Below are 19,839 nucleotides of genomic sequence, written 5' to 3'. Positions count from 1 at the left end.
TCACCTCGGATTGGCTGGTGGCGATGTTGGAACGGCAGCCGAAGGTACGGCCCCAGGCTGTTTTAAATCGTCCAGTGACTCATTCTGACTTTCGGCGTTTTCATGCAGGATGGCCTGCTCCGCCTGCTGGTTCAGCACTAAAAGACTGATACGACGGTTGATGGCATCATCTGGCCCGCGGTCGGAGACGCGCATCGTTGCGGCCATGCCGACCACGCGCAGTACCTTGCCATCATCAAGCCCACCCGCCACCAGCTCGCGACGCGAGGAGTTGGCACGGTCGGCAGAAAGTTCCCAGTTGCTGTATCCCTTCTCACCCGTGGCATACGGGAAATCATCCGTGTGTCCTGACAAGCTGACGCGATTTGGGATCCCGTTCAGAACTGGCGCAATTGCACGCAAAATGTCGCGCATATAAGGTTCAACTTCAGCACTGCCGGTTTTAAACATTGGGCGGTTCTGGCTATCAATAATCTGTATACGCAAGCCTTCCTGCACCAGGTCTATCTTCAGATGCGGGCGTAATGCGCGCAGTTTCGGATCGGCTTCAATCAACTGATCCAGATCGCCACGCAGTTTTTTCAGGCGCGCCTGTTCCATCCGTCTTTTCAGCTCGTCAATGTTCGGCTCTTTTTTCACTTCACCCTTTTGTTGGGTGTAGTCATCACCGCCGCCAGGGATTGGGCTGTCGCTGTTCGCGATACGCTGCCCCCCTGTCACCGCCGTCGCCAGCGGTGTTCTGAAATACTCAGCAATCTGGATAAGCTCTTTCGGGCTGGAGATGGAGATAAGCCACATCACCAGAAAGAACGCCATCATTGCGGTCATAAAGTCGGCGTAAGCAATTTTCCAGGAGCCGTGCGAACCATGTCCGCCGCCCTTGTGCTTGCGCTTTTTTACGATGACGATCGGATGGGACTGGTTTTTCATGCGTCCTCAGTTGTCGTCTGTTGATTTGGGTTTTTCACCGCACGCACGTGTTCTTCCAGCTCGATAAACGATGGACGTTCGCTGGAGTAAAGCGTTTTACGACCGAATTCGACAGCGATCGGCGGTGCATAGCCGTTGAGGTTAGAGAGCAGCGTGATCTTCACGCATTGCATCATTTTGGTGGTTTCCGCGCTCTTCTGACGCAGCACGCTTGCCAGCGGAGAAATAAAACCGTAGGCCAGCAAAATACCGAGGAAGGTCCCGACCATTGCGTGTGCAATCAGGGCACCCAGTTCTGCCGCCGGACGATCCGCAGACGCCAGGGCGTGTACTACCCCCATTACCGCCGCAACGATACCGAAGGCCGGAAGGGAGTCACCCACAAGCGCCAGGCTGTTTGCTGGCACTTCGGATTCGCTTTCGTGGGTTTCGATCTCTTCGTCCATCAGCGCTTCGATTTCGAAGGTGTTCATGTTGCCGCTGATGATAAGGCGCAGATAATCAACGATAAAATCCAGCATCATTGCATCGGCAATAATGCGCGGATAGCTGGCAAAGATTTCGCTCTCTTTTGGATTTTCAATGTCTCGCTCCAGCGAGAACATTCCCTGCTGACGCGACTTCGCCATCAGGCGATAGAGCAGCGCCAGCAAATCCATATACATGCTTTTGGTGTATTTCGAGCGACGGAACAGCAGTGGAATAGCTTTCAGCGTCCCTTTGATCGATTTACCGTTGTTACCAACGATAAAAGCCCCTACCCCTGCGCCGCCGATGATAATAAGTTCAGCCGGTTGATAGAGTGCTCCAAGGTGCCCGCCGGTCATCATGTAACCGCCGAAAACTGTACCGAGAACTACCAGGTAACCTAATAAGATAAGCACGACATCATCCTTCCGCTAGTGACTAAGGCAGGACGTTCATTTCGAATGAGTGACCGGAATGCGGGGTAAAAAAAAGCAGCGGTAATTTCTTACCGCTGCTGGAATCTTGCCCACACGTTCGGGTTAAACAGCTTGTTCGATCTGTTCATCCAGCAGTTGTGGAATAATATCGGCAGCATCCCGGGAAAGTTTACGTCTTTTTACGGCTCGGGATGGAGGCTGGCATAAACTACAGGCAAAGCTGCCAGCAGGCTGATGAGCATGGGTAATAAAATTACCGTCACAGCAATTGCAGCGTGACAGTTCAAGCATTCCGCTTTCAACAAAACGCACCAGCGTCCAGGCGCGAGTTAAGGCCAGCAGCGGACCGTCGTCATTCTGCTGTGGGCATTGCTCAAGGTAAAGTTTATACGCTTTGATCACGGCATCAACGCCGCTGCATAGACCTGTTTTCAGCAGATATTGCCAGGCATTGCAGAACATCGACGCGTGGATGTTCTGTTCCCAGGTCATAAACCAGTCCGTTGAGAACGGTAGCATCCCTTTTGGCGGTGGGCTGCCACGTAATTCTTTGTACAGTTTGATGAGGCGACCACGGCTGAGCTGGGTTTCGCTTTCCAGCATTTGCAAACGAGCACCCAGCGTAATCAGTTCCATTGCCAGCTGTATGTCACGCGCTTCCTGAACAATGCTTTTTTCACTCATTTTTACGCCCTTTTCTTACGGGCTGCGTCATCAGGCTGGCTGATTTCGTTGAGCAAGCGGGTAGAAAGTAAAATACCGGTGTGGATCTGTTGCAGATCGTCAACACGAGAATCTTGAGTCAAACGCGTGATAGTCTGAGGATTATCAAAACGGAACTGACATACTAGTTGATTCGTTTCCGCCAGCTTCACCATCTGTGGAAGAGTTAACCCACCCAGCATGGTTGCCATTTCTTCGCTAACACCCAAACGAAACATCGCGGACGCCTTGTCCTGACTAATCAAACGCTGCGCGAGCAGTAAATATGACAAATTGATGTCATAGATATGTTTTAGCAACTCGGATGTATGCATTTTTCCCATCCCGAATAACTACTATTATTTTTAAGCGGAAAAACCGCACCCCGTGATGTCGCCGGGAAATCACCCGGTATAAAAAAAGAAGGCCAAATGCATAGTTGAATTAAGGTTTGTATGTAGCAAAACGCGCAACACCCAACTGCGTTGTTTACACGTTTTATCATTTCTTACAAATAACTAAGATTTTTCCTAATTCGACGCAAACTCTACTCGTCAGCTCTAACACATACAATGCGACCCCACCCAAAATTTAAAAAAAATGTGATCTCCATCACATAATTTAAGCGAATGTTATCGATAAATCCATCAGCATGACTTGTAAATTGATTATTTATTGACCTGTTGACACTATTTTATATTCTTAATGGACGAATACTCATGCAGAAGTATGAAGTAGTTGGGTATGACAATTGCTTAGCGGCCTGATAATTAGCGAGTTTGTCCCTGACGATATCTCTATCATAGAGACATTCGATCATAATCCATTAAAAACATATAGTTATATATATATTGCATTTAACAAATTTCTCTGCGTGATCATCCCGCTTGTGTTGATAACCCGTTAAAACGATTTAGCAGCCCAACACAATGTTTGTTTTATTTACGTTAAGTTGTTAATTTTTATCATTCAGCTGCATTATTTGATTATTCCTCTTATAAGAATAATTAATGAATAATTATGATAAGGTTCACACTAATGTCGTATTCACCTCTTGCAGAAGCGGCAATTTCGCGGTAATGCTGATTGAAACACCGTATTTCAGATGCCAAAGGAGTGCGTGATGAGCTACGCCCATCTTCTTGTTTCTGTTGCTGTTTCACCCGAAAGCCACCAGCTTGTCGCCCGTGCTGTCTCCATCGCCAGGCCCACCAATGCCCGGATCACCCTGATAACTCTTGCTACTGAGCCAGAGATGTACAATCAACTGGCCGCACCCATGCTTGAAGATATTCGTGAGGTATTGCAGGAAGAGACACAGCAATTTCTGCGGGAGCTGGTTGAGAAGGCGCAATATCCTGTTTATGACACCATCATTGCGACAGGTGAATTAAACGAACATATTCTTAGCATGTGCCGAAAACAGAATATTGATCTGGTTATTTGCGGTAATCATAACCACAGTTTCTTTTCCAGAGCGTCTTGTTCTGCAAAATCGATTGTTGCATCAAGCCAGGTTGACGTGCTGTTAGTACCTCTCGGGGGTAAATAATACCCCCGGAGGGGGGTCATGCCAGCTTAGGGAATGTCGCGACTTTTTTTTGCAAACGCTGTTCCGTATCCCGCGGCGTGATACTGCGCAGGTCGCGAATAAAATGCGCCTGCCAGTGGTTGATGTCATTTTTACGGAGTGTTTCCATCATCTCCGCATGACGTGAAATACGCTCAGTAAGCGGCATATTCAGTGCACGATCGAGCGCATTCGCAACATCATCACGATCGTAAGGGTTCACGATAAGCGCAGACGTCAATTCGTTTGCAGCACCGGCAAACTGTGACAACACCAATACGCCAGGATCGGCAGGATCCTGCGCGGCGACATACTCTTTCGCCACCAGATTCATGCCGTCGCGCAGCGGTGTGACCAGCCCGACATCGGCATAGCGGAATACCTTCATCAGGATCTTACGTTCAAAATGCTGGTTTAAATAAAAGAGCGGTGTCCAGCCTAATTGCCCGTAGCGACCGTTAATGCGCCCCGCTTCCGTTTCTAACTGATGACGAATGTCCTGATAGGCCTGCACCTCACCGCGTGAAGTGGGTGCTATCTGGGTGTAGCGAATTTTGCCGTGATGCTGAGGGAATTTTTCCAGCAGCGCTTCATAGGCAAGAAAACGCTCCGGCAGGCCTTTGGAATAATCTAATCGTTCAACCGAAAAGATATTTTTAACATGCTTGAGTTCATTCTTAAGCTGCGCCAGTTTCGGCGGCAATGGCCCCGCGGCCTGCCCGGCGATTTCATCAGGCTCGATGCCGATGGGGTACACATCAGTATGGAACGGTTTCCCCCACGCGGTATGCGACTTGCCGCCATGTGTTACCAGCCGGGTTTTGCCTGAGACGCTGTCAAGGAATGCCAGCCGGTCATTTTCGGTCTGAAATCCCAGCAGGTCATAGTCACATAATCCTTCCAGTAATTCCTCATGTGGCGGCAACGCGTTGAATATCTCGGGCGTAGGGAAAGGGATATGCAGGAAAAAACCTATCCGATTATTTACGCCCCGTTTTCGCAGCTCTCTGGCAAAAGGTAACAGGTGGTAATCATGCACCCATAAAGTGTCGTCGGGCTCAATTAATGGCAGCAGTTTATCCGCCAACAGCGCATTGACGCGCATATAGCCTTCGAAGGATCCACGCTGAAAATTCACCAGATCGAGTCGATAGTGAAACGCAGGCCATAACACGGCATTCGAGAACTCAGAGTAATACTCTTCGTAATCTTTTTCATTGAGGGCGAAGGATGCCCAGGTGATGTTACCCCGCGTCACTTTCTTCAGGGGTTTATCTTCATTACTGATATCACCGCTCCAGCCAAACCAAAGGCCTCCGGCGGCTTTTAAGGCACCTAACACCCCTACCGCCAGACCCCCTGCACCAGACTTCTTATCATCAGGCGGCGCGATCCGGTTAGAGATGACGACTAAGCGACCCATACTGGCTCCTCCCGCTGTGTTGTGCGATTTGCTGATTAGCGACATCTGTTATCCACTGCCAGACGCTACTGACATTTCCCAGACGCCATCCGGCGTTGGTTTCGCCCGGCCCAACCTTTACCGACATGCCTTTGGCCCGGTTGACGACCTTGAACCCGGCTTCATCTGTCAGGTCATCCCCCACAAATACCGGCGTCCGGTCTTTAAACGGCGCGGTTCCCATAAAGGCGTTGATGGCCGCGCCTTTGTTGATCCCCGCAGGTTTTATCTCGACCACACATTTTCCTGGCTGAAGCGCCAGCTGAGGATGCGCATCCAGCAGCGTCTTTGCCAGCGCAAGCACCGCCGCTTCATGCTGCGGTGCCTGACGGTAGTGCAGCGCAAAGGCCATGCCCTTGGCTTCAAGCTCCGTGCCCGGAAGCCGGGCAAGCCCAGACGTAAGCTGCGTGTGCAGCAGCGCAATTAAATCATCCGGGAGAGAAACGATATGGGTTTGGCCATGGATGTCGCGGCGCTCCGCTCCGTGGACACCCGCCAGCGGAAAGCGATAAGGCCTGGCGAGCGCGTCCAGCTCGGCCATTGAGCGCCCTGATATCAATGCCAGTGCTCCCTCATTCATCTGTGAGAGCTGATACAACATCTGAAGAACCGCAGTGGGTATGACCACCTGGTCGGGATGAGGTTTTATCTCGGCGAGTGTGCCGTCGAGGTCAAAAAAGAATGCAAAGTGTCCGGGCAGTACAGGCGGTGCAGTTAACAGGTCAGCCACCCTCTTCCTCCTTACAGGGTTACGTGAGGTAAAACCTTTACCTCATCATTAGCCATGTAAGTGTAGACAGTGTGACGTTGCTCGCCATTCAGGAACCCATCGGCCAGGGAAACTGGCCGGTGGGTTAGAGGGTCAACTACAGTTATAAGTTGGGTCGTTAAAAGGCAGGAAATGGCTTATACGGTGCGCTTCGCTTTTTGCTTGTAACGGTCGAAGATAACCGCTGCCAGCAGGATCAGACCACGAACCACATACTGCGAGAACGGAGAGATGTTCAGCAGGTTCATGGCGTTTTCCACCGTCCCCAGGATCAGAATACCGGCCACCACATATGAGATTTTTCCGATGCCGCCTTTCAGGGATACCCCGCCCAGAACACAGGCCGAAATCACAATCAGCTCATAACCGATAGAGGTCATTGGCTGGCCGCTGGTCATACGCGATGCCAGGATAATCCCCGCCGCTGCCGACACCAGCCCGGACAACACAAAGATGATTATCTTGGTGCGTACCACCGGTACACCCGCCAGACGCGCCGCTTCTTCGTTACCACCAATAGCCAGCGTATTGCGGCCAAAGGTGGTCCGGTTAAGCAGGAAACCGAACAGGATAAGACAGGCCACCGTCAGCCAGATTGGCGCAGGCAGGCCCAGCCAGTTGGCATAACCCAGGGTAAAGAAACGCTCGTCTTCAATCCCGACCGCTTTACCGTCAGAGATGATATAGGCCAGACCACGCACAATCTGCATCGTCGCAAGGGTGGTAATCAGTGCGTTAATCTTGAGGCGCGCAATTACGAAACCGTTCACCAGACCGCTTATCACCCCAAGCATCAGACCGGCAAAGACGCCGATCCACAGGCTTTCGGTCATATTGATGACCACCGCCGTTGTGACACCAGCACAGGCAATCACAGAGGCAACAGACAAATCAAAATCGCCGGACGCCAGGCAGAACAACATCCCACAGGCCACCATGCCAGACATGGAAATCGCCAGCCCAAGCCCCTTCATATTAATGAAGGTGGCAAAGTTCGGGACAAAGAGAGAACAGGCGATGAACAGGGCGGCAAAAACCACCAGCATCCCGTACTGATCCCAGATGCGGCCAAAACTGAAAGCCGACTTTGGTGCTCCAGATGTAGTAACAGAGGACATCATTAACTCCTTACTCAGGCGACAGCCTGGCTAACTTTAGGCATGGCGAGACTCAACGCCTGTTGTTCATTCGCCTGTTCATGAAGCAATTCACCGGCAATTTCACCTTCACGCATCACCACAATGCGGTCGGCAACCCCCAGCACCTCAGGCAGATCGCTTGAGGCGAATAGCACTGCCACACCGCGTTTTGCCAGTTCATAAATCACGTTATAGATTTCGTGTTTTGCCCCCACGTCGATACCACGGGTGGGTTCATCCAGCAAAATGACCTTCATATCTTCCGACAGCCAGCGCCCTAAGATCGCCTTTTGCTGGTTGCCGCCGGAGAGGTTCATGATTAACTGCTCCGCCCCCGGGGTTTTAATATTTAACGAACGGATATGATGATCGGCATTGCTCAACTCCCAGCCATCGTTAATCAGACATCCAGCGCGGATAAACTTACGTCTTGCTGAAATGTTGATGTTGTCGCGCACGGAGTGCACAGGAATGATCCCTTCGGCTTTGCGGTCTTCCGGGCAAAGCATCATCCCTGCCCTGATGGCATGGGCGGGTTTGCGGATATCGACCTGCTCACCATCGATAGTGACCTGGCCTTCGGTGATACGTGTCCCGCCAAACAGCCCTTTCATTAATTCGCTGCGCCCCGCCCCGACAAGGCCGAACAACCCAACGATTTCACCGCTGCGTACAGATAATGAAATCGGCGTACGCACGCCAGGTGCTTTGACGTTATCCAGACGCAGGCGTTCAGGGCCATACTCTCTGGATTTCCAGTGATAAATATCTCCCAGTTCGCGTCCGACCATCGCCTGCACCAGCTGATCGTGATTGACCTGCTGCATATCGCTAAAGGTGCGCACATAACGCCCGTCTTTGAACACGGTAATGGCATCGCTGAGGGCGAAAATTTCTTCCATGCGGTGCGAAACGTACAAAATAATGCGGCCTTCTTTACGCAGCTCGCGTATCACGCGGAATAAATTTTCAATTTCGCGCGCAGAGAGCGAACTGGTGGGTTCATCAAAGGCGATAATCTTGGCGTTACGCGCCAGCGCCTTCGCAATTTCAACCATCTGCCACTGGCCAATAGAGAGATACTTCAGGGGCGTTTGTGGATCGACATCCAGCCCAAGGTGTTTTAATTGCAGCCCCGCTTCATAATTGAGTAGCGAACGATTTACCACGCCGCTTTTGTGCGGAAGCTGGCCTAAATAGATGTTTTCTGCCACCGTCATTTCAGGGATCAGATGCAGCTCCTGATAAATGATGGCCACACCCGCATTCAGTGCGGCTGTTGTGTCGGCAAATGCCACCTCTTCGCCGCGAATGGCAAGCGTACCGGTGGTTGGCGCGTAGTTGCCGCTGAGGATTTTCAACAGCGTAGATTTCCCCGCGCCGTTCTCCCCCATCAGGGCGTGAACCTGGCCGGCATAGCAATCGAAGCTGATATCGGTCAGCGCGTTTACGCCGGGGAATGTTTTACCGATGCCGCGAAAAGAGAGATACGGTAAGGACTGTTGCATAACGACTCCGTGATTCCTGTAGTGTGTACGTCTGGCCCCTCACGGCGACATGAGGGGCGCAATCACAGCGAATTACTTATGACTTACCACCCAGTCCTTTTTTCGCCAGTTCCTCTTTGAAGTTATCGCGGGTGATCAGCACCACATCGGTCACTTCGGTGAATTTCGGCGGTTCCGCCCCTTTGGTCACCCAGTTGTAGAGCATCTCGCTGGATTTATAGCCGTGTACGTCCGGGCTTGGCAGCAGAGAGCCGTAGAAACCGGTAGCCTGGGCTTTAGAGAGTTCGCTCACAGCGTCAACACCGTTGATACCAATACCGATAACGTCTGGTGCTTTGAAGCCCTGACCTTCTGTTGCACGCACACCACCGAGCACGGTGTTGTCGTTCATACCGACCACCAGCCAGTGTTTCACTTCAGGGTGCTGTACCAGCATGGAGTTAGCCGCGTCAAACGCACCCGGGATGTCGTTGGATTTGGTCGGTACTTTGTAGATTTGTTTTTCAGGGAAACCGGCCGCCTTCAGGGCATCCATTGAACCGCTGGTACGACGGCGGGCAGTATCCAGCTCATCCGCGGTAATGGCCATCACGCCGGTTTCTTTCACGTCCCAGCCGCGTTTTTGCATCTCTTTATAAAGTTCCTGGCCCTGGCGTTCACCGATTTTGGTGGCTGCCATCATGACCAGCGGCACGGTGTCCATTGGTTTACCTTTAGCATTGACGAACTGGTCGTCAACGGCGATGACTTTCATGTCATAGCCACGTGCTTTTGCGGCAATCGCGGAACCGAGTTTTGGATCAGGCGTACAGATAACGAATCCTTTCGCACCGCTGGCCGCCAGGCTATCAATGGCATTCAGGGTCTTTTCACCGTCCGGCACGGCAATTTTAATCACGTCAAAACCTAAATCTTTCCCGGCTTTATCAGCGAATTTCCATTCGGTCTGGAACCAGGGTTCTTCAGGTTGTTTCACCAAAAAACCGAGTTTTAAATTTTCTGCGATAGCGGATTGTGACATAACAGCAGCCAGTCCAACGGCCGCCAGAGCTTTAGTAAATTTGTGCATGGTAAACTCCAGCTTTAGCATTCTTTTCTGTAGGGAATATTTGCGTGCTTCTTATTTAATCGGACTTAAAACAAGGCATTAGCGCTTACCTCGTCATAAGCGTTAGTGCTGGTGATAGTTTTAGCGGGAAATTAATCATCCATAAGAGAGCGCCATCACACCGCAGAATTACAGTAATTGCGTACATAAATTCAGCGGAAAATGACATAAAAACGGCAGATATTGTCGGACAAATGAAAGGCAGCTAAGCAGAATTATCCATAAGGTTAGCTAAGAAATCCCTGTAAGCCGGACGCCATAACGCCCGGCAGGAAAATTACCAGGTGTAATAGATGTGATCCGCGTGATCGCGCACGGGAAGTTCGTCGCCCAGCAGACGTGCAGAAAGCGTCAGGGCGAAATCAAAGGCGTGTCCAAGCCCTTTGCCACCGATGAGGTTTTTGTCCTCCACCACCGGCGCATCGACAAATACGCCGTCGCTGACCTGTTGCCATAAATCACCGGAACAGACATAGCGACGCCCCTTCAGCAGGCCATTTGCGCCGAGTACCCGGGCAGCGGCAGAGCAGATTGGGCAGATAAACTTACCGCTTTCATCATGCGCCGCAACAAACCGCAGGACATCCCGGTTTGCCGCCAGATTTACACTCCCCTGTGGCCCGCCGGGCAACACGACGGCGTCATACAGCGTGTCGATGCGTTCCAGCAGCGTGCTGTCCGCCACCATGGGAATATTGTGGTAGCTCACCACTGCACGCGACTCCGCACAGGCGAGCGTGTCCACCTCAATATTCATACGACGCAGGATATCAATCGTAATAATTGCTTCCGCTTCTTCAAACCCTGGTGCCAGCAGCACCGCAACCTTAGCCATTTTCACCTCACCACCAAATAAAAGATAAAACGATGTTTCATTTTTTCATAATGCGCGAGAGCAAACTTACGAGCGGATCACATAAACAGGCATAAGGAAGAAAAATGATCTGGCGCAATTTTTCTATCACATCATATATTATCGGAAAGATATATTGTTTTACCTGTGATTACAGGGATACACATTACATCCATCTACCGGTTATTTAGTTATTGCAACAATCTATATAATAAATAATCAAAACGTTTATTTTCAATGGGTTAATAAATCAACAACTATGTATCCCCATTTAGTTACTTAAAGTATATTAAAATTTGTAATGTAACGTAAAATAAACAGCCTTAAGAGTTTTCTTACTCCTCTGACAAGGGTATGCTTATTAGCATCGAACACAGGACGTGAATATTCGAGCACATTCAGTCAATGCAGAATATCTCTATTCTGCTCTCCATTATCGTGCGTTGATTACGTTGTGCGGTAAGCGTCAACGACCTGCCGAACCTGGTTAAGCAGCGGGCATTCGTGCCCACAGTAAATAAGGATATTAGTATGGCTACCCAAGCGATGATTCAGAAACTTAATGCCCAGATGAATCTGGAGTTTTACGCCTCTAATCTGCATTTGTATTTGAGCGACTGGTGTTCTGAGAACAGCCTCAACGGTACTGCCACCTTCTTTCGCTCGCAGGCGCAAAGTAATGTCACCCATATGATGCGTGTCTTTGATTTTATGAAGCATGTTGGGGCTAACCCTATCGTTAAAGCCATCGATACGATGGAAGACGATTACTCCTGCCTGGAAGATCTTTTCCAGAAAACGCTGGAGGAGTACGAACAGCGTTGCACCACACTAAACAGCCTGGCAGATGAAGCCAAAGCGCAGAAAGACAGCACCACGCTGCTTTTTTTGCAGGATATGGGCAAAGAGCAACAGCAGGATGGCGTGTTGCTGAAAACCCTGGCAGCTGAGATCCATAATGCGAAACGTGCCGGATTGTGCCAGGAACAGACCGACCGCCATTTACTTGATATTGTGAATTACCAGCACCACTGATCCTGTAGCCTGCATCTTCTTCCCGATGCAGGCACCCTTCTCTATTATCAACCCTCTGCTTTTTCTGACATTTAACAAATCAGATCTCGCTCCCAATGAATATCCCTACATCATGTAATGATTTACGTAATTTCATTATCTTTGACGAGGGAGCTTCATGATTACCATCGAGTTTATTGTCATTATCCTCTGCCTGCTTGCGGGAACGCGGTTCGGCGGTATGGGTCTTGGCCTGATAAGCGGTATCGGTCTGTTCGTTTTGTGTTTTGTCTTTGGCCTGCAACCGGGTAAACCCCCGGTTGACGTGATGTTGACGATCCTGGCCGTTATTGGCTGTGCGGCTACATTGCAGACGGCAGGCGGCCTGAATGTGATGATGCAATTCGCCGAGCGGCTGTTACGTAAGCACCCGCAGCACATCACCCTCCTTGCCCCCTTTACCACATGGATGTTGACGTTTTTATGCGGGACCGGGCATGTGGTTTACACCATGTTTCCCATCATTGCCGATATCGCGCTGAAAAAAGGCATTCGCCCTGAACGCCCGATGGCGGTGGCCTCTGTGGCCTCGCAAATGGCGATCACCGCGTCCCCAGTGTCCGTGGCGGTGGTTTCTCTGGTGTCGATTCTTGGCGCGCAACACGGTATTGGTCACGCCTGGGGGATCCTCGAAATCCTGGCGGTATCGGTTCCTGCCTCTCTCTTTGGCGTGGCTATCGCGGCACTCTGGAGCCTGCGGCGAGGCAAAGATTTGGCGGATGACGTGGAGTTTCAGGAGAGGATAAAAGACCCTAAACAGCGTGAGTTTATTTATGGCGGCACGGAAACCCTAATGAATCAGCGCTTCCCGAAACAGGCGTACTGGTCCACGTGGATCTTCTTTGCCGGGATTGCCGTGGTCGTGCTGCTGGGGGCGTTGCCAGAGCTGCGGCCAGCCTTCGACGTGAAAGGCAAAATGACAGCTCTTTCGATGAATCTGGTCATCCAGATGATGATGCTCATTGCCGGGGCAGTGATGTTAGTCGCCTGTAAGGTTAATGCGGCAACCATATCAAACGGCGCCGTATTCAAAGCCGGGATGGTCGCGATTTTCTCGGTATTTGGCGTGGCGTGGATGAGCGATACCTTTTTCCAGGCGCACCTTGATGAGCTAAAAATGGCGCTTGAAGGCGTGGTGAAAAGTCATCCCTGGACGTATGCCATTGTACTGTTTCTGGTTTCTAAGCTGGTCAACAGTCAGGCTGCCGCACTCACGGCGGTGGCGCCGATGGGGCTAATGCTGGGTATCGATCCTAAAATGCTGATCGCTTTCTTCCCGGCATCTTACGGATACTTTGTCCTGCCCACCTATCCAAGCGATCTGGCCTGTATCGGCTTTGACCGTTCAGGAACCACGCGTATTGGCCGGTTTATCCTTAACCACAGCTTCATACTGCCGGGTCTGATTGGTGTGAGTTGCGCATGTGCGGCGAGTTATTTGCTGGTGCAGACGTTCTTTTAAGAATCTCTCCGGGCGACAGTCCTGTCGCCCTTCGACGTTTTTCAGAAAAGTGTTTCTAATTTCAAAACATCGGTTTATTTTAGTGGGACTCACCCTGCGGTGTGAATCGTAACTCGATTAGCGCAATGGCTTTCTGGATAGCACGGAGCGTAACCGGGTCTGCCGCAGCAGGATGGCTGGTGAAATCGATGGTTTTCAGTTGGCTGGACATTTTTTCGCGCACTTCAACCGGCGCAATCACGTCCAGCACATCAAGGATTTGTTTGATAACCAACTGACATGCAACGACGTCAGACACCAGTTCCTGATCGGCGCTCAGGTTTTGAGACATAGGCTTTCTCCTTATTTAAAGGTAGCCATAGTAACAAAACGTAGCCCCTTTCATCTCCCTCTCGTCGTTTACAGGCATAAAAAAACCTGCCGAAGCAGGTTTTTCCATCAGAACATAGCACCCGGTGGTACGTCTTTAAATGTATTGCAGTAGTTAGCCCACATGCTTTTCAGGATTTTGCGCAGTTTCATTGTGATGCTCCGGTAATTTGTTATGCAGGTGTTATTGTCAATGCGCTTATAATATGACCATCGTCACATAAATCAATATTTTTGTGACCTCCATCACAATTGTAAATCCACCAGTGCTACCAGCTTGTTAAGAAAAATCGCGGTAAATCCGTAAGTTACGCACCTATAAATTCCAGTAAATTTTTATAATTTTTTTTGATACGGCAGGAAGAAAATGAGTGAAAACATAACCGGCAAAGAGAGTCGGGGCTTGTCGCCTGCGGCGCTGTTGGTCGCCGGTGCTTTCTTTATGGAGTTTCTTGACGGTACGGTTATCGCCACGGCACTGCCGGACATGGCAAAAAGTTTCGGCGTACAGGCGGTTGACCTTAATATTGGTATCAGTGCATATCTGATTACGCTTGCCGTGCTGATCCCCGCCAGTGGCTGGATTGCCGACCGCTTCGGCGCGCGCAAGGTATTCGCCCTTGCACTGGCTATCTTCACCCTGGCATCGGTATTTTGCGGCCTCTCGACTACGGTGGATCAGTTCGTTGCCATGCGCGTGCTTCAGGGGATGGGCGGCGCGCTGATGGTGCCCGTCGGCCGCCTGGCCGTTTTACGCACCACACCGAAACACCAGCTTATTACCGCTATCGCCACGCTGACCTGGCCTGCGCTGGTTGCCCCGATTATCGGCCCGCCGCTCGGCGGTTTTATTACCAGCTACGCCGACTGGCGCTGGATCTTTTTCATCAATGTCCCGTTGGGTATCGCCGCTATTATTCTGGCGCTGAAGATCATTCCCGACCTTCATGAAAATGCCCGCCGTCCCTTTGATTTACCGGGTTTTGTCGCCACAACGGTGGCTATGGTAAGCCTGGTGTACGCGATGGAATCCATGGGTGGTCAACACATGCAGGAGGGGCTGACGCTGCTGCTGTTAGCCATCGGCTCCGCCGCCCTGACGTTCGCCCTGCGCCATTTCCAGCGCGCGCAGTGGCCGATGATCCGCCTGGACGCGATGCAGGTGCCGACCTTTCGGGTCACGATGTACGGTGGCTCGCTATTTCGTGCATCAATAAGTGCCGTGCCTTTCCTGTTGCCGCTGATGTTCCAGGTCGGCTTTGGCATGGATGCGTTTCATTCCGGCCTGCTGGTGCTGGCAGTATTTGTCGGGAATCTGACGATTAAACCCGTAACCACACCACTCATCCGCCGTTTAGGGTTTAAACGCCTGTTACTGATTAATGGCGCATTAAACGTGCTGGCGCTGCTGGCCTGTGCATTTCTTACCCCGCACACGCCGGTCTGGCTGATTATGCTGATCCTCTATCTGGGTGGCGTATTCCGCTCTATTCAGTTTACGGCCGTGAGCACGCTGGCTTTTGCCGATGTTCCGTCGGCCCAGATGAGCTATGCCAACACGCTGTTTTCCACTGCCACGCAGCTTGCCGTTGGGCTGGGCATTACGCTCGGGGCAATTGGTATTCGTATTGGCGAAAAGGTCAGTGATACCATCGGGATGGCGGCGATACCCGGCATCAGCTTCAGGCTGGCATTTGTGGTTATCGCGATCATTTGCCTGGTGGGGATGTTTGATACATTACGCCTGACCAAAGATGCAGGCAGCGCAGTGTCGCTGAAGAAATAAAAAGCCCGATATTGCTTATCGGGCCTGTGATGAACACTGTTTATCGGCCGGATCATCCGGCCGACACGGGATTAGCCAACAATCCCGCGAACAAAGGCTTCAATCTCTTTGTCCTGGCAGTTTTCGAAGAAGCACTGCTGGAAACGCTGGCCGGATACGGCGGTTTTCACCAGCTCAGGATCGATAGCGCGCAGGGTATCAAGATAATTTTCTTTCACCACCGCCGCTTTCACCTGGTTCAGGATCCCGGCGTTACGCACCTGTGGCTCTTTACGCTCTGGTGGGTAGCCTTCACCTTTACGGCCAGTAAAGGCTTTTTCGAAGATGAAGCGCACGTTCAGTTCGGCACCCCAGCCAAAGCCTTTAGCAAATGGCAGTGACAGCGCGTTACCGTTGTTGATCTGTGAAAACAGGAATGCGTCAGCCGGGTCAATGCAATATCCGCAGATAACGCCCGGATGAATGTTCAGGGACATCAGCGCCCCCTGCCCTGTACCGCAGCCGGTCACAACGAAATCCACGGCTTTGGAATTCAGCAGAATGCTCGCCATAATCCCCAGGTGGATGTAGGTCAGATGATGATCGTTTTCATCACTCATCCCGACGTTATACACCGGGAAGCCTTTCTCATCGGCAACAGCGTTCAACTCGTTAAGGATGATGGCATTTTTACCCGCCTGGCTGTTTTCCATCATCAGTGCAATTTTCATCTTTACTCTCCTGAATGCGTTGCGGGGTAGCCCGCCGTGGATACCTGAAGACATCACCTTACTATCAAATAAACACGCTTTCAAATTAAGTGAAAACTTGTTTTAAAAAACAGAATGGCGCTCACAAATTCGAGGTGATTCGGCGCGAAACATGCGCCTGTGGCAGGTGTGTTGTACTCCGTTGCAAAGAGAAAGGGCAGTTTGTCTGGCTATTCCTGGCATTGCGCCAGGCATCTGCGGTTAGGATAACGTATCTCCATCTATTCAGAGCGATATATGAAAAGAGTATTCGTTGCCGCTACGCTCCTGTTACTTGCGGGTTGTTCTGTCACCCGGAAGGCCGAAGTGAGTAACCTGGATGCACCAAACGGGATAGTCCGTCTCGACTACGGTCAGGCAATGCTCCAGAACGCCCATTACGATGACTACGTTACTAACGGCACCGCGGCAAAAGCCTGTCAAAGCATGGGTTATGCCACTGCCTCAGCCTACGGCCAGCCGATTAAAACCTGTACCCTGATCAGTGGTTCACTGTGCCTGAACGAAAGCGTTACCATCCAGTACAAGTGCATGGGTTATGCCGTTAATCCAAATAGCGCTAATCCCTGGTATTAATCCTTACTGCCAGTGCTGACTGGCAGTATATTCAATTAAGAACAAAAACAATTCTCATTAATAAATATAAAAAGCGCCAATGCGTTTTATTCCCATTCGTATTTTTAATAAAAAGTTATTTATTTTACTTTTTGCAAATAATTAAATAACAAATTATAGTGGCGCTCATCGTGAACCAGAAATAATAAACCGGAGCTGCACCATGCTGAAAACTGAAATGATCGACAAGCTCAATGCTCAAATGAACCTTGAACTGTGCTCATCCCTGCTCTATCAACAGATGAGCGCCTGGTGCAGCTATCACAGCTTTGAAGGTGCGGCCGCGTTTCTGCGCCGTCATGCTCAGGAAGAGATGACGCACATGCAGCGTCTGTTTGATTATCTGACAGATACGGGCAGCCTGCCGCGCATTGCCACCGTTGAGTCACCATTCGCGGAATACGCTTCGCTTGATGAACTGTTCCGCGCCACCTACGAACACGAGCAACTGATCACCCAGAAAATTAACGAACTGGCGCACGCAGCAATGACCAGCCAGGATTATCCGACCTTTAATTTCCTGCAATGGTATGTTGCCGAGCAACACGAAGAAGAGAAGCTGTTTAAATCCGTGCTGGATAAATTATCTCTGGCGGGTAAATCCGGTGAAGGTCTTTACTTTATCGATAAAGAGCTTTCAACTCTCGATACACAAAATTAAGATCATGCGGAGCTGAATATTCAGCTCCGCACTGTTTTAATGACGGCAAATTTTACTTTCGTGTGTTGAAAATCCTTCCGCAGCCGGAATAAACTTGCCGCGCGCCGCCAGAAATGCCACCAGCTCACCCGCCGTCATATCTTCTGCTGAACAGGTATGAAAACGTTCTGCTTCGCCAAAACGCGCCTGAATAGCCGCAACCAGGCTTTGCTCTGTGTACTGTTCGCCAGACTCAACCATCATATTGAGCACTTCATGTCCGTGGATCGACATTTTTACCCCCTCTGAAAAGAAGTCAGCAGACTATACGTTCCAGGGGAAATACGCCTTGCGCTGGCGCAGGTTTACATGCACCCCGCGCAGCTGGTACAACGCCAGTCATGTGGATTAACGGCCTGGTAGAAGTAACGATAATTTGCCGTTTCCAGCGGTACACCGGCATCGAAGAAGAGATCGGTCAGCCACTCGACATTTTCGATGATCCAGTCATCTTCCGTTAGCCCCTGGGCAAAGGTTTCATCTTCCGGGTCAATAATGGAATAAATGGCCCAGGTGCCCATGTCTTTGTCCTGCCGGGACTCCGGCAGCGTCAGTGCTTTATCCTGCCAGCTGATAATCCAGTGTCCGTGACAAAGTAAATTACCGCCGCGACTCCAGGCTGCCGTGAATGGATTTGTCCCCGCCATTGCCCCTCACTTTTTTTGATAATTTATCTTTACTGTTTAAGGTACGCCTGATTTTCGCGCGATAACATTGCCCTTATGAAGTAGGCAGAACCCCAAAAAGGATCAGTGAGTTGCCCAGGTTTAAGCCCCCCGGGCAAAGCGTAAACTAATGATTACACCACTTGTAACGGTGATTTGACGAGATAGCGCTTTTCCCTTACTCTGCGCCGCAGATTTTGTCGCGATGTAAGTTCGTTGTAGAGGAAAGCGTGAAAAACAGAACCCTGGGAAGTATTTTTATCGTCGCTGGCACCACAATTGGCGCAGGAATGCTGGCCATGCCGCTGGCGGCGGCAGGTGTCGGATTCAGCGTAACGCTGATATTGCTGTTCTGCCTGTGGGCATTGATGTGCTACACCGCGTTATTACTGCTGGAAGTGTATCAGCACGTTCCCGCTGATACCGGCCTGGGGTCACTTGCGGCACGCTACCTGGGGCGCTACGGCCAGTGGATAACCGGATTTAGCATGATGTTCCTGATGTATGCCCTGACTGCGGCCTACATCAGCGGCGCCGGGGAGCTTATCGCCTCCAGCGTCAACGACTGGTTCGGCACCGGCATCACACCAGCCACCGGGGCAATTTGCTTTGCCCTCATCGGCGGCGGCGTTGTTTGTGTGGGCACATCGCTGGTTGATCTGTTCAACCGTTTTCTGTTCAGCGCCAAAATTCTGTTTCTGATCGTGATGCTGGTTTTACTGGCACCGCATGTTCACAAGGTTAACCTGCTGACGCTACCGCTGGAAAAAGGGCTGGCGCTTTCCGCTATTCCGGTGATTTTCACCTCGTTTGGTTTCCACGGCAGCGTGCCTAGTATCGTCAGCTACATGAATGGTGATATCCGCAAGCTACGCCGCATCTTTATGATTGGTAGCGCCATTCCGCTGATTGCCTATATTTTCTGGCAGCTGGTGACGCTGGGCAGTATTGATTCTTCAACTTTTGTTGGCCTGATGGCCGAACATTCGGGTCTGAATGGTTTCCTGGTGGCGGTGCGTGACGTGGTGACCTCTTCACACGTTGAGCTGGCAGTGCATCTGTTTGCCGACCTGGCGCTGGCAACATCGTTCCTCGGCGTGGCGCTTGGCCTGTTTGACTACCTGGCCGATCTGTTCCAGCGTCGTAACACCGCTGCCGGGCGTATTCAGACAGGGGCAATCACCTTCCTGCCACCGCTGGCGTTTGCGCTGTTTTATCCGCGTGGTTTTGTGATGGCGCTGGGTTATGCCGGTGTGGCGTTATCCGTCCTTGCCCTGCTGCTACCTTCCCTGCTGGCATGGAAAAGCCGCCAGCAGCATCCGGAACAAGGCTACCGGGTTGCGGGTGGTAAACCGCTGCTGTGTATTGTGTTCGCCTGCGGTGTGGTGGTTATTCTCGTGCAGTTTTTGATTGCAGCAGGGCTGCTGCCGGAAGTGGGTTAAAAAAAAGGGGCTACCTGGTAGCCCCTTTTTT

22 protein-coding genes are annotated in these 19,839 nt (G+C 51.0%); 7 read left to right on the top strand and 15 right to left on the bottom strand.

The genetic code is table 11. From position 1 onward, the window contains the following. The 4 genes from motB to flhD form a co-directional block, all read right to left on the bottom strand. Positions 1-930, bottom strand: coding sequence for a flagellar motor protein MotB (gene motB / locus ACS603_RS01010; protein ID WP_182061532.1), 930 nt, complete (start codon positions 928-930; stop codon positions 1-3). Beyond that, on the bottom strand, positions 927-1,814 hold the full coding sequence (motA, locus tag ACS603_RS01005; protein ID WP_094935636.1) for a flagellar motor stator protein MotA: 888 nt from the start codon (positions 1,812-1,814) through the stop codon (positions 927-929). Before motA ends, motB begins: the two co-directional genes overlap by 4 nt. A 123-nt stretch (positions 1,815-1,937) precedes the next feature. After that, positions 1,938-2,519 carry a flagellar transcriptional regulator FlhC gene (gene flhC, locus ACS603_RS01000; RefSeq protein ID WP_014070721.1) on the bottom strand — a complete coding sequence of 194 codons (582 nt, stop codon included), beginning with the start codon at positions 2,517-2,519 and terminating at the stop codon, positions 1,938-1,940. A gap of 2 nt (positions 2,520-2,521) precedes the next feature. Beyond that, positions 2,522-2,872, bottom strand: coding sequence for a flagellar transcriptional regulator FlhD (gene flhD, locus ACS603_RS00995; RefSeq protein WP_182061533.1), 351 nt, complete (start codon positions 2,870-2,872; stop codon positions 2,522-2,524). 788 nt (positions 2,873-3,660) lie between these two features. Here flhD and uspC point away from each other — a divergent pair. Continuing rightward, complete coding sequence (gene uspC, locus ACS603_RS00990) at positions 3,661-4,089, top strand: universal stress protein UspC (protein ID WP_182061534.1); 429 nt, start codon at positions 3,661-3,663, stop codon at positions 4,087-4,089. Between the two features lie 16 nt (positions 4,090-4,105). Here the strand turns inward: uspC and otsA are convergent, their stop codons facing one another. From otsA to ACS603_RS00960, 6 genes are all read right to left on the bottom strand, one after another. Beyond that, positions 4,106-5,530: an alpha,alpha-trehalose-phosphate synthase gene (gene otsA / locus ACS603_RS00985; RefSeq protein ID WP_315686075.1), complete on the bottom strand. Its 1,425-nt coding sequence runs from the start codon at positions 5,528-5,530 to the stop codon at positions 4,106-4,108. Beyond that, positions 5,505-6,299, bottom strand: coding sequence for a trehalose-phosphatase (otsB, locus tag ACS603_RS00980; RefSeq protein WP_474943604.1), 795 nt, complete (start codon positions 6,297-6,299; stop codon positions 5,505-5,507). The genes otsA and otsB overlap by 26 nt, the downstream gene beginning before the upstream one ends. Before the next feature lie 176 nt (positions 6,300-6,475). Continuing rightward, complete coding sequence (gene araH, locus ACS603_RS00975) at positions 6,476-7,456, bottom strand: L-arabinose ABC transporter permease AraH (RefSeq protein ID WP_182061537.1); 981 nt, start codon at positions 7,454-7,456, stop codon at positions 6,476-6,478. A 14-nt stretch (positions 7,457-7,470) separates the two neighbouring features. Beyond that, on the bottom strand, positions 7,471-8,985 hold the full coding sequence (gene araG / locus ACS603_RS00970) for an L-arabinose ABC transporter ATP-binding protein AraG (RefSeq protein ID WP_182061538.1): 1,515 nt from the start codon (positions 8,983-8,985) through the stop codon (positions 7,471-7,473). 76 nt (positions 8,986-9,061) lie between these two features. Next, complete coding sequence (gene araF, locus ACS603_RS00965; RefSeq protein ID WP_182061539.1) at positions 9,062-10,054, bottom strand: arabinose ABC transporter substrate-binding protein AraF; 993 nt, start codon at positions 10,052-10,054, stop codon at positions 9,062-9,064. A 316-nt stretch (positions 10,055-10,370) separates the two neighbouring features. Further along, positions 10,371-10,928: a DJ-1/PfpI family protein gene (locus ACS603_RS00960; RefSeq protein ID WP_474943603.1), complete on the bottom strand. Its 558-nt coding sequence runs from the start codon at positions 10,926-10,928 to the stop codon at positions 10,371-10,373. Between the two features lie 549 nt (positions 10,929-11,477). Here ACS603_RS00960 and ACS603_RS00955 point away from each other — a divergent pair. Both ACS603_RS00955 and ACS603_RS00950 read left to right on the top strand, forming a co-directional pair. Beyond that, on the top strand, positions 11,478-11,981 hold the full coding sequence (locus ACS603_RS00955) for a non-heme ferritin-like protein (protein WP_182061541.1): 504 nt from the start codon (positions 11,478-11,480) through the stop codon (positions 11,979-11,981). Positions 11,982-12,138: 157 nt separating this feature from the next. Beyond that, a complete protein-coding gene (locus tag ACS603_RS00950) occupies positions 12,139-13,482 on the top strand; it encodes an anaerobic C4-dicarboxylate transporter (protein ID WP_182061542.1) in 1,344 nt (447 codons plus the stop codon). Between the two features lie 79 nt (positions 13,483-13,561). Here the strand turns inward: ACS603_RS00950 and ACS603_RS00945 are convergent, their stop codons facing one another. Together ACS603_RS00945 and azuC are read right to left on the bottom strand one after the other, a co-directional pair. Next, complete coding sequence (locus tag ACS603_RS00945) at positions 13,562-13,813, bottom strand: DUF2766 family protein (protein ID WP_014070732.1); 252 nt, start codon at positions 13,811-13,813, stop codon at positions 13,562-13,564. 107 nt (positions 13,814-13,920) lie between these two features. Then, entirely contained in the window at positions 13,921-14,004 is an 84-nt protein-coding gene (azuC, locus tag ACS603_RS00940) for a stress response protein AzuC (RefSeq protein WP_014832437.1), read from the bottom strand. Positions 14,005-14,218: 214 nt separating this feature from the next. Between azuC and ACS603_RS00935 the strand changes: the two genes are divergently transcribed. Beyond that, entirely contained in the window at positions 14,219-15,637 is a 1,419-nt protein-coding gene (locus ACS603_RS00935) for an MFS transporter (RefSeq protein ID WP_474943602.1), read from the top strand. A gap of 71 nt (positions 15,638-15,708) precedes the next feature. On the opposite strand, the gene ACS603_RS00930 is transcribed toward ACS603_RS00935, so the two are convergent. Beyond that, positions 15,709-16,347, bottom strand: coding sequence for an RpiB/LacA/LacB family sugar-phosphate isomerase (locus ACS603_RS00930; RefSeq protein ID WP_182061544.1), 639 nt, complete (start codon positions 16,345-16,347; stop codon positions 15,709-15,711). Positions 16,348-16,623: 276 nt separating this feature from the next. On the opposite strand from ACS603_RS00930, the gene yecR reads away from it, so the two are divergent. Further along, positions 16,624-16,962 carry a YecR family lipoprotein gene (gene yecR, locus ACS603_RS00925; RefSeq protein WP_182061545.1) on the top strand — a complete coding sequence of 113 codons (339 nt, stop codon included), beginning with the start codon at positions 16,624-16,626 and terminating at the stop codon, positions 16,960-16,962. Positions 16,963-17,164: 202 nt separating this feature from the next. Then, positions 17,165-17,662 (top strand): non-heme ferritin, encoded by a 498-nt coding sequence (gene ftnA / locus ACS603_RS00920; protein ID WP_182061546.1) that lies wholly within the window; start codon positions 17,165-17,167, stop codon positions 17,660-17,662. A gap of 36 nt (positions 17,663-17,698) precedes the next feature. Here the strand turns inward: ftnA and ACS603_RS00915 are convergent, their stop codons facing one another. Together ACS603_RS00915 and ACS603_RS00910 are read right to left on the bottom strand one after the other, a co-directional pair. Beyond that, positions 17,699-17,935 carry a YecH family metal-binding protein gene (locus ACS603_RS00915; protein ID WP_182061547.1) on the bottom strand — a complete coding sequence of 79 codons (237 nt, stop codon included), beginning with the start codon at positions 17,933-17,935 and terminating at the stop codon, positions 17,699-17,701. A gap of 71 nt (positions 17,936-18,006) precedes the next feature. Beyond that, positions 18,007-18,348: a hypothetical protein gene (locus ACS603_RS00910; protein ID WP_182061548.1), complete on the bottom strand. Its 342-nt coding sequence runs from the start codon at positions 18,346-18,348 to the stop codon at positions 18,007-18,009. A 248-nt stretch (positions 18,349-18,596) separates the two neighbouring features. Here ACS603_RS00910 and tyrP point away from each other — a divergent pair, with 248 nt between their 5' ends. Beyond that, positions 18,597-19,808 (top strand): tyrosine transporter TyrP, encoded by a 1,212-nt coding sequence (tyrP, locus tag ACS603_RS00905; RefSeq protein WP_474943601.1) that lies wholly within the window; start codon positions 18,597-18,599, stop codon positions 19,806-19,808. Positions 19,809-19,839: the final 31 nt, after the last annotated feature.

Source organism: Enterobacter sp. Li2LvB3 (assembly GCF_056156645.1).
This window is presented reverse-complemented; position numbering and strand designations above follow the sequence as displayed.

Excerpts from the sequence above, each read along its gene's own strand:
- flhD (WP_182061533.1), bottom strand. The coding sequence starts at position 2,872 with ATGCATACATCCGAGTTGCTAAAACATATCTATGACATCAATTTGTCA.
- araG (WP_182061538.1), bottom strand. The coding sequence starts at position 8,985 with ATGCAACAGTCCTTACCGTATCTCTCTTTTCGCGGCATCGGTAAAACA.
- ftnA (WP_182061546.1), top strand. The coding sequence starts at position 17,165 with ATGCTGAAAACTGAAATGATCGACAAGCTCAATGCTCAAATGAACCTT.
- yecR (WP_182061545.1), top strand. The coding sequence starts at position 16,624 with ATGAAAAGAGTATTCGTTGCCGCTACGCTCCTGTTACTTGCGGGTTGT.
- azuC (WP_014832437.1), bottom strand. The coding sequence starts at position 14,004 with ATGAAACTGCGCAAAATCCTGAAAAGCATGTGGGCTAACTACTGCAAT.
- otsA (WP_315686075.1), bottom strand. The coding sequence starts at position 5,530 with ATGGGTCGCTTAGTCGTCATCTCTAACCGGATCGCGCCGCCTGATGAT.
- ACS603_RS00945 (WP_014070732.1), bottom strand. The coding sequence starts at position 13,813 with ATGTCTCAAAACCTGAGCGCCGATCAGGAACTGGTGTCTGACGTCGTT.
- araH (WP_182061537.1), bottom strand. The coding sequence starts at position 7,456 with ATGTCCTCTGTTACTACATCTGGAGCACCAAAGTCGGCTTTCAGTTTT.
- ACS603_RS00955 (WP_182061541.1), top strand. The coding sequence starts at position 11,478 with ATGGCTACCCAAGCGATGATTCAGAAACTTAATGCCCAGATGAATCTG.
- ACS603_RS00950 (WP_182061542.1), top strand. The coding sequence starts at position 12,139 with ATGATTACCATCGAGTTTATTGTCATTATCCTCTGCCTGCTTGCGGGA.
- araF (WP_182061539.1), bottom strand. The coding sequence starts at position 10,054 with ATGCACAAATTTACTAAAGCTCTGGCGGCCGTTGGACTGGCTGCTGTT.
- ACS603_RS00915 (WP_182061547.1), bottom strand. The coding sequence starts at position 17,935 with ATGTCGATCCACGGACATGAAGTGCTCAATATGATGGTTGAGTCTGGC.
- ACS603_RS00910 (WP_182061548.1), bottom strand. The coding sequence starts at position 18,348 with ATGGCGGGGACAAATCCATTCACGGCAGCCTGGAGTCGCGGCGGTAAT.
- ACS603_RS00930 (WP_182061544.1), bottom strand. The coding sequence starts at position 16,347 with ATGAAAATTGCACTGATGATGGAAAACAGCCAGGCGGGTAAAAATGCC.
- ACS603_RS00960 (WP_474943603.1), bottom strand. The coding sequence starts at position 10,928 with ATGGCTAAGGTTGCGGTGCTGCTGGCACCAGGGTTTGAAGAAGCGGAA.
- uspC (WP_182061534.1), top strand. The coding sequence starts at position 3,661 with ATGAGCTACGCCCATCTTCTTGTTTCTGTTGCTGTTTCACCCGAAAGC.
- motB (WP_182061532.1), bottom strand. The coding sequence starts at position 930 with ATGAAAAACCAGTCCCATCCGATCGTCATCGTAAAAAAGCGCAAGCAC.
- flhC (WP_014070721.1), bottom strand. The coding sequence starts at position 2,519 with ATGAGTGAAAAAAGCATTGTTCAGGAAGCGCGTGACATACAGCTGGCA.
- ACS603_RS00935 (WP_474943602.1), top strand. The coding sequence starts at position 14,219 with ATGAGTGAAAACATAACCGGCAAAGAGAGTCGGGGCTTGTCGCCTGCG.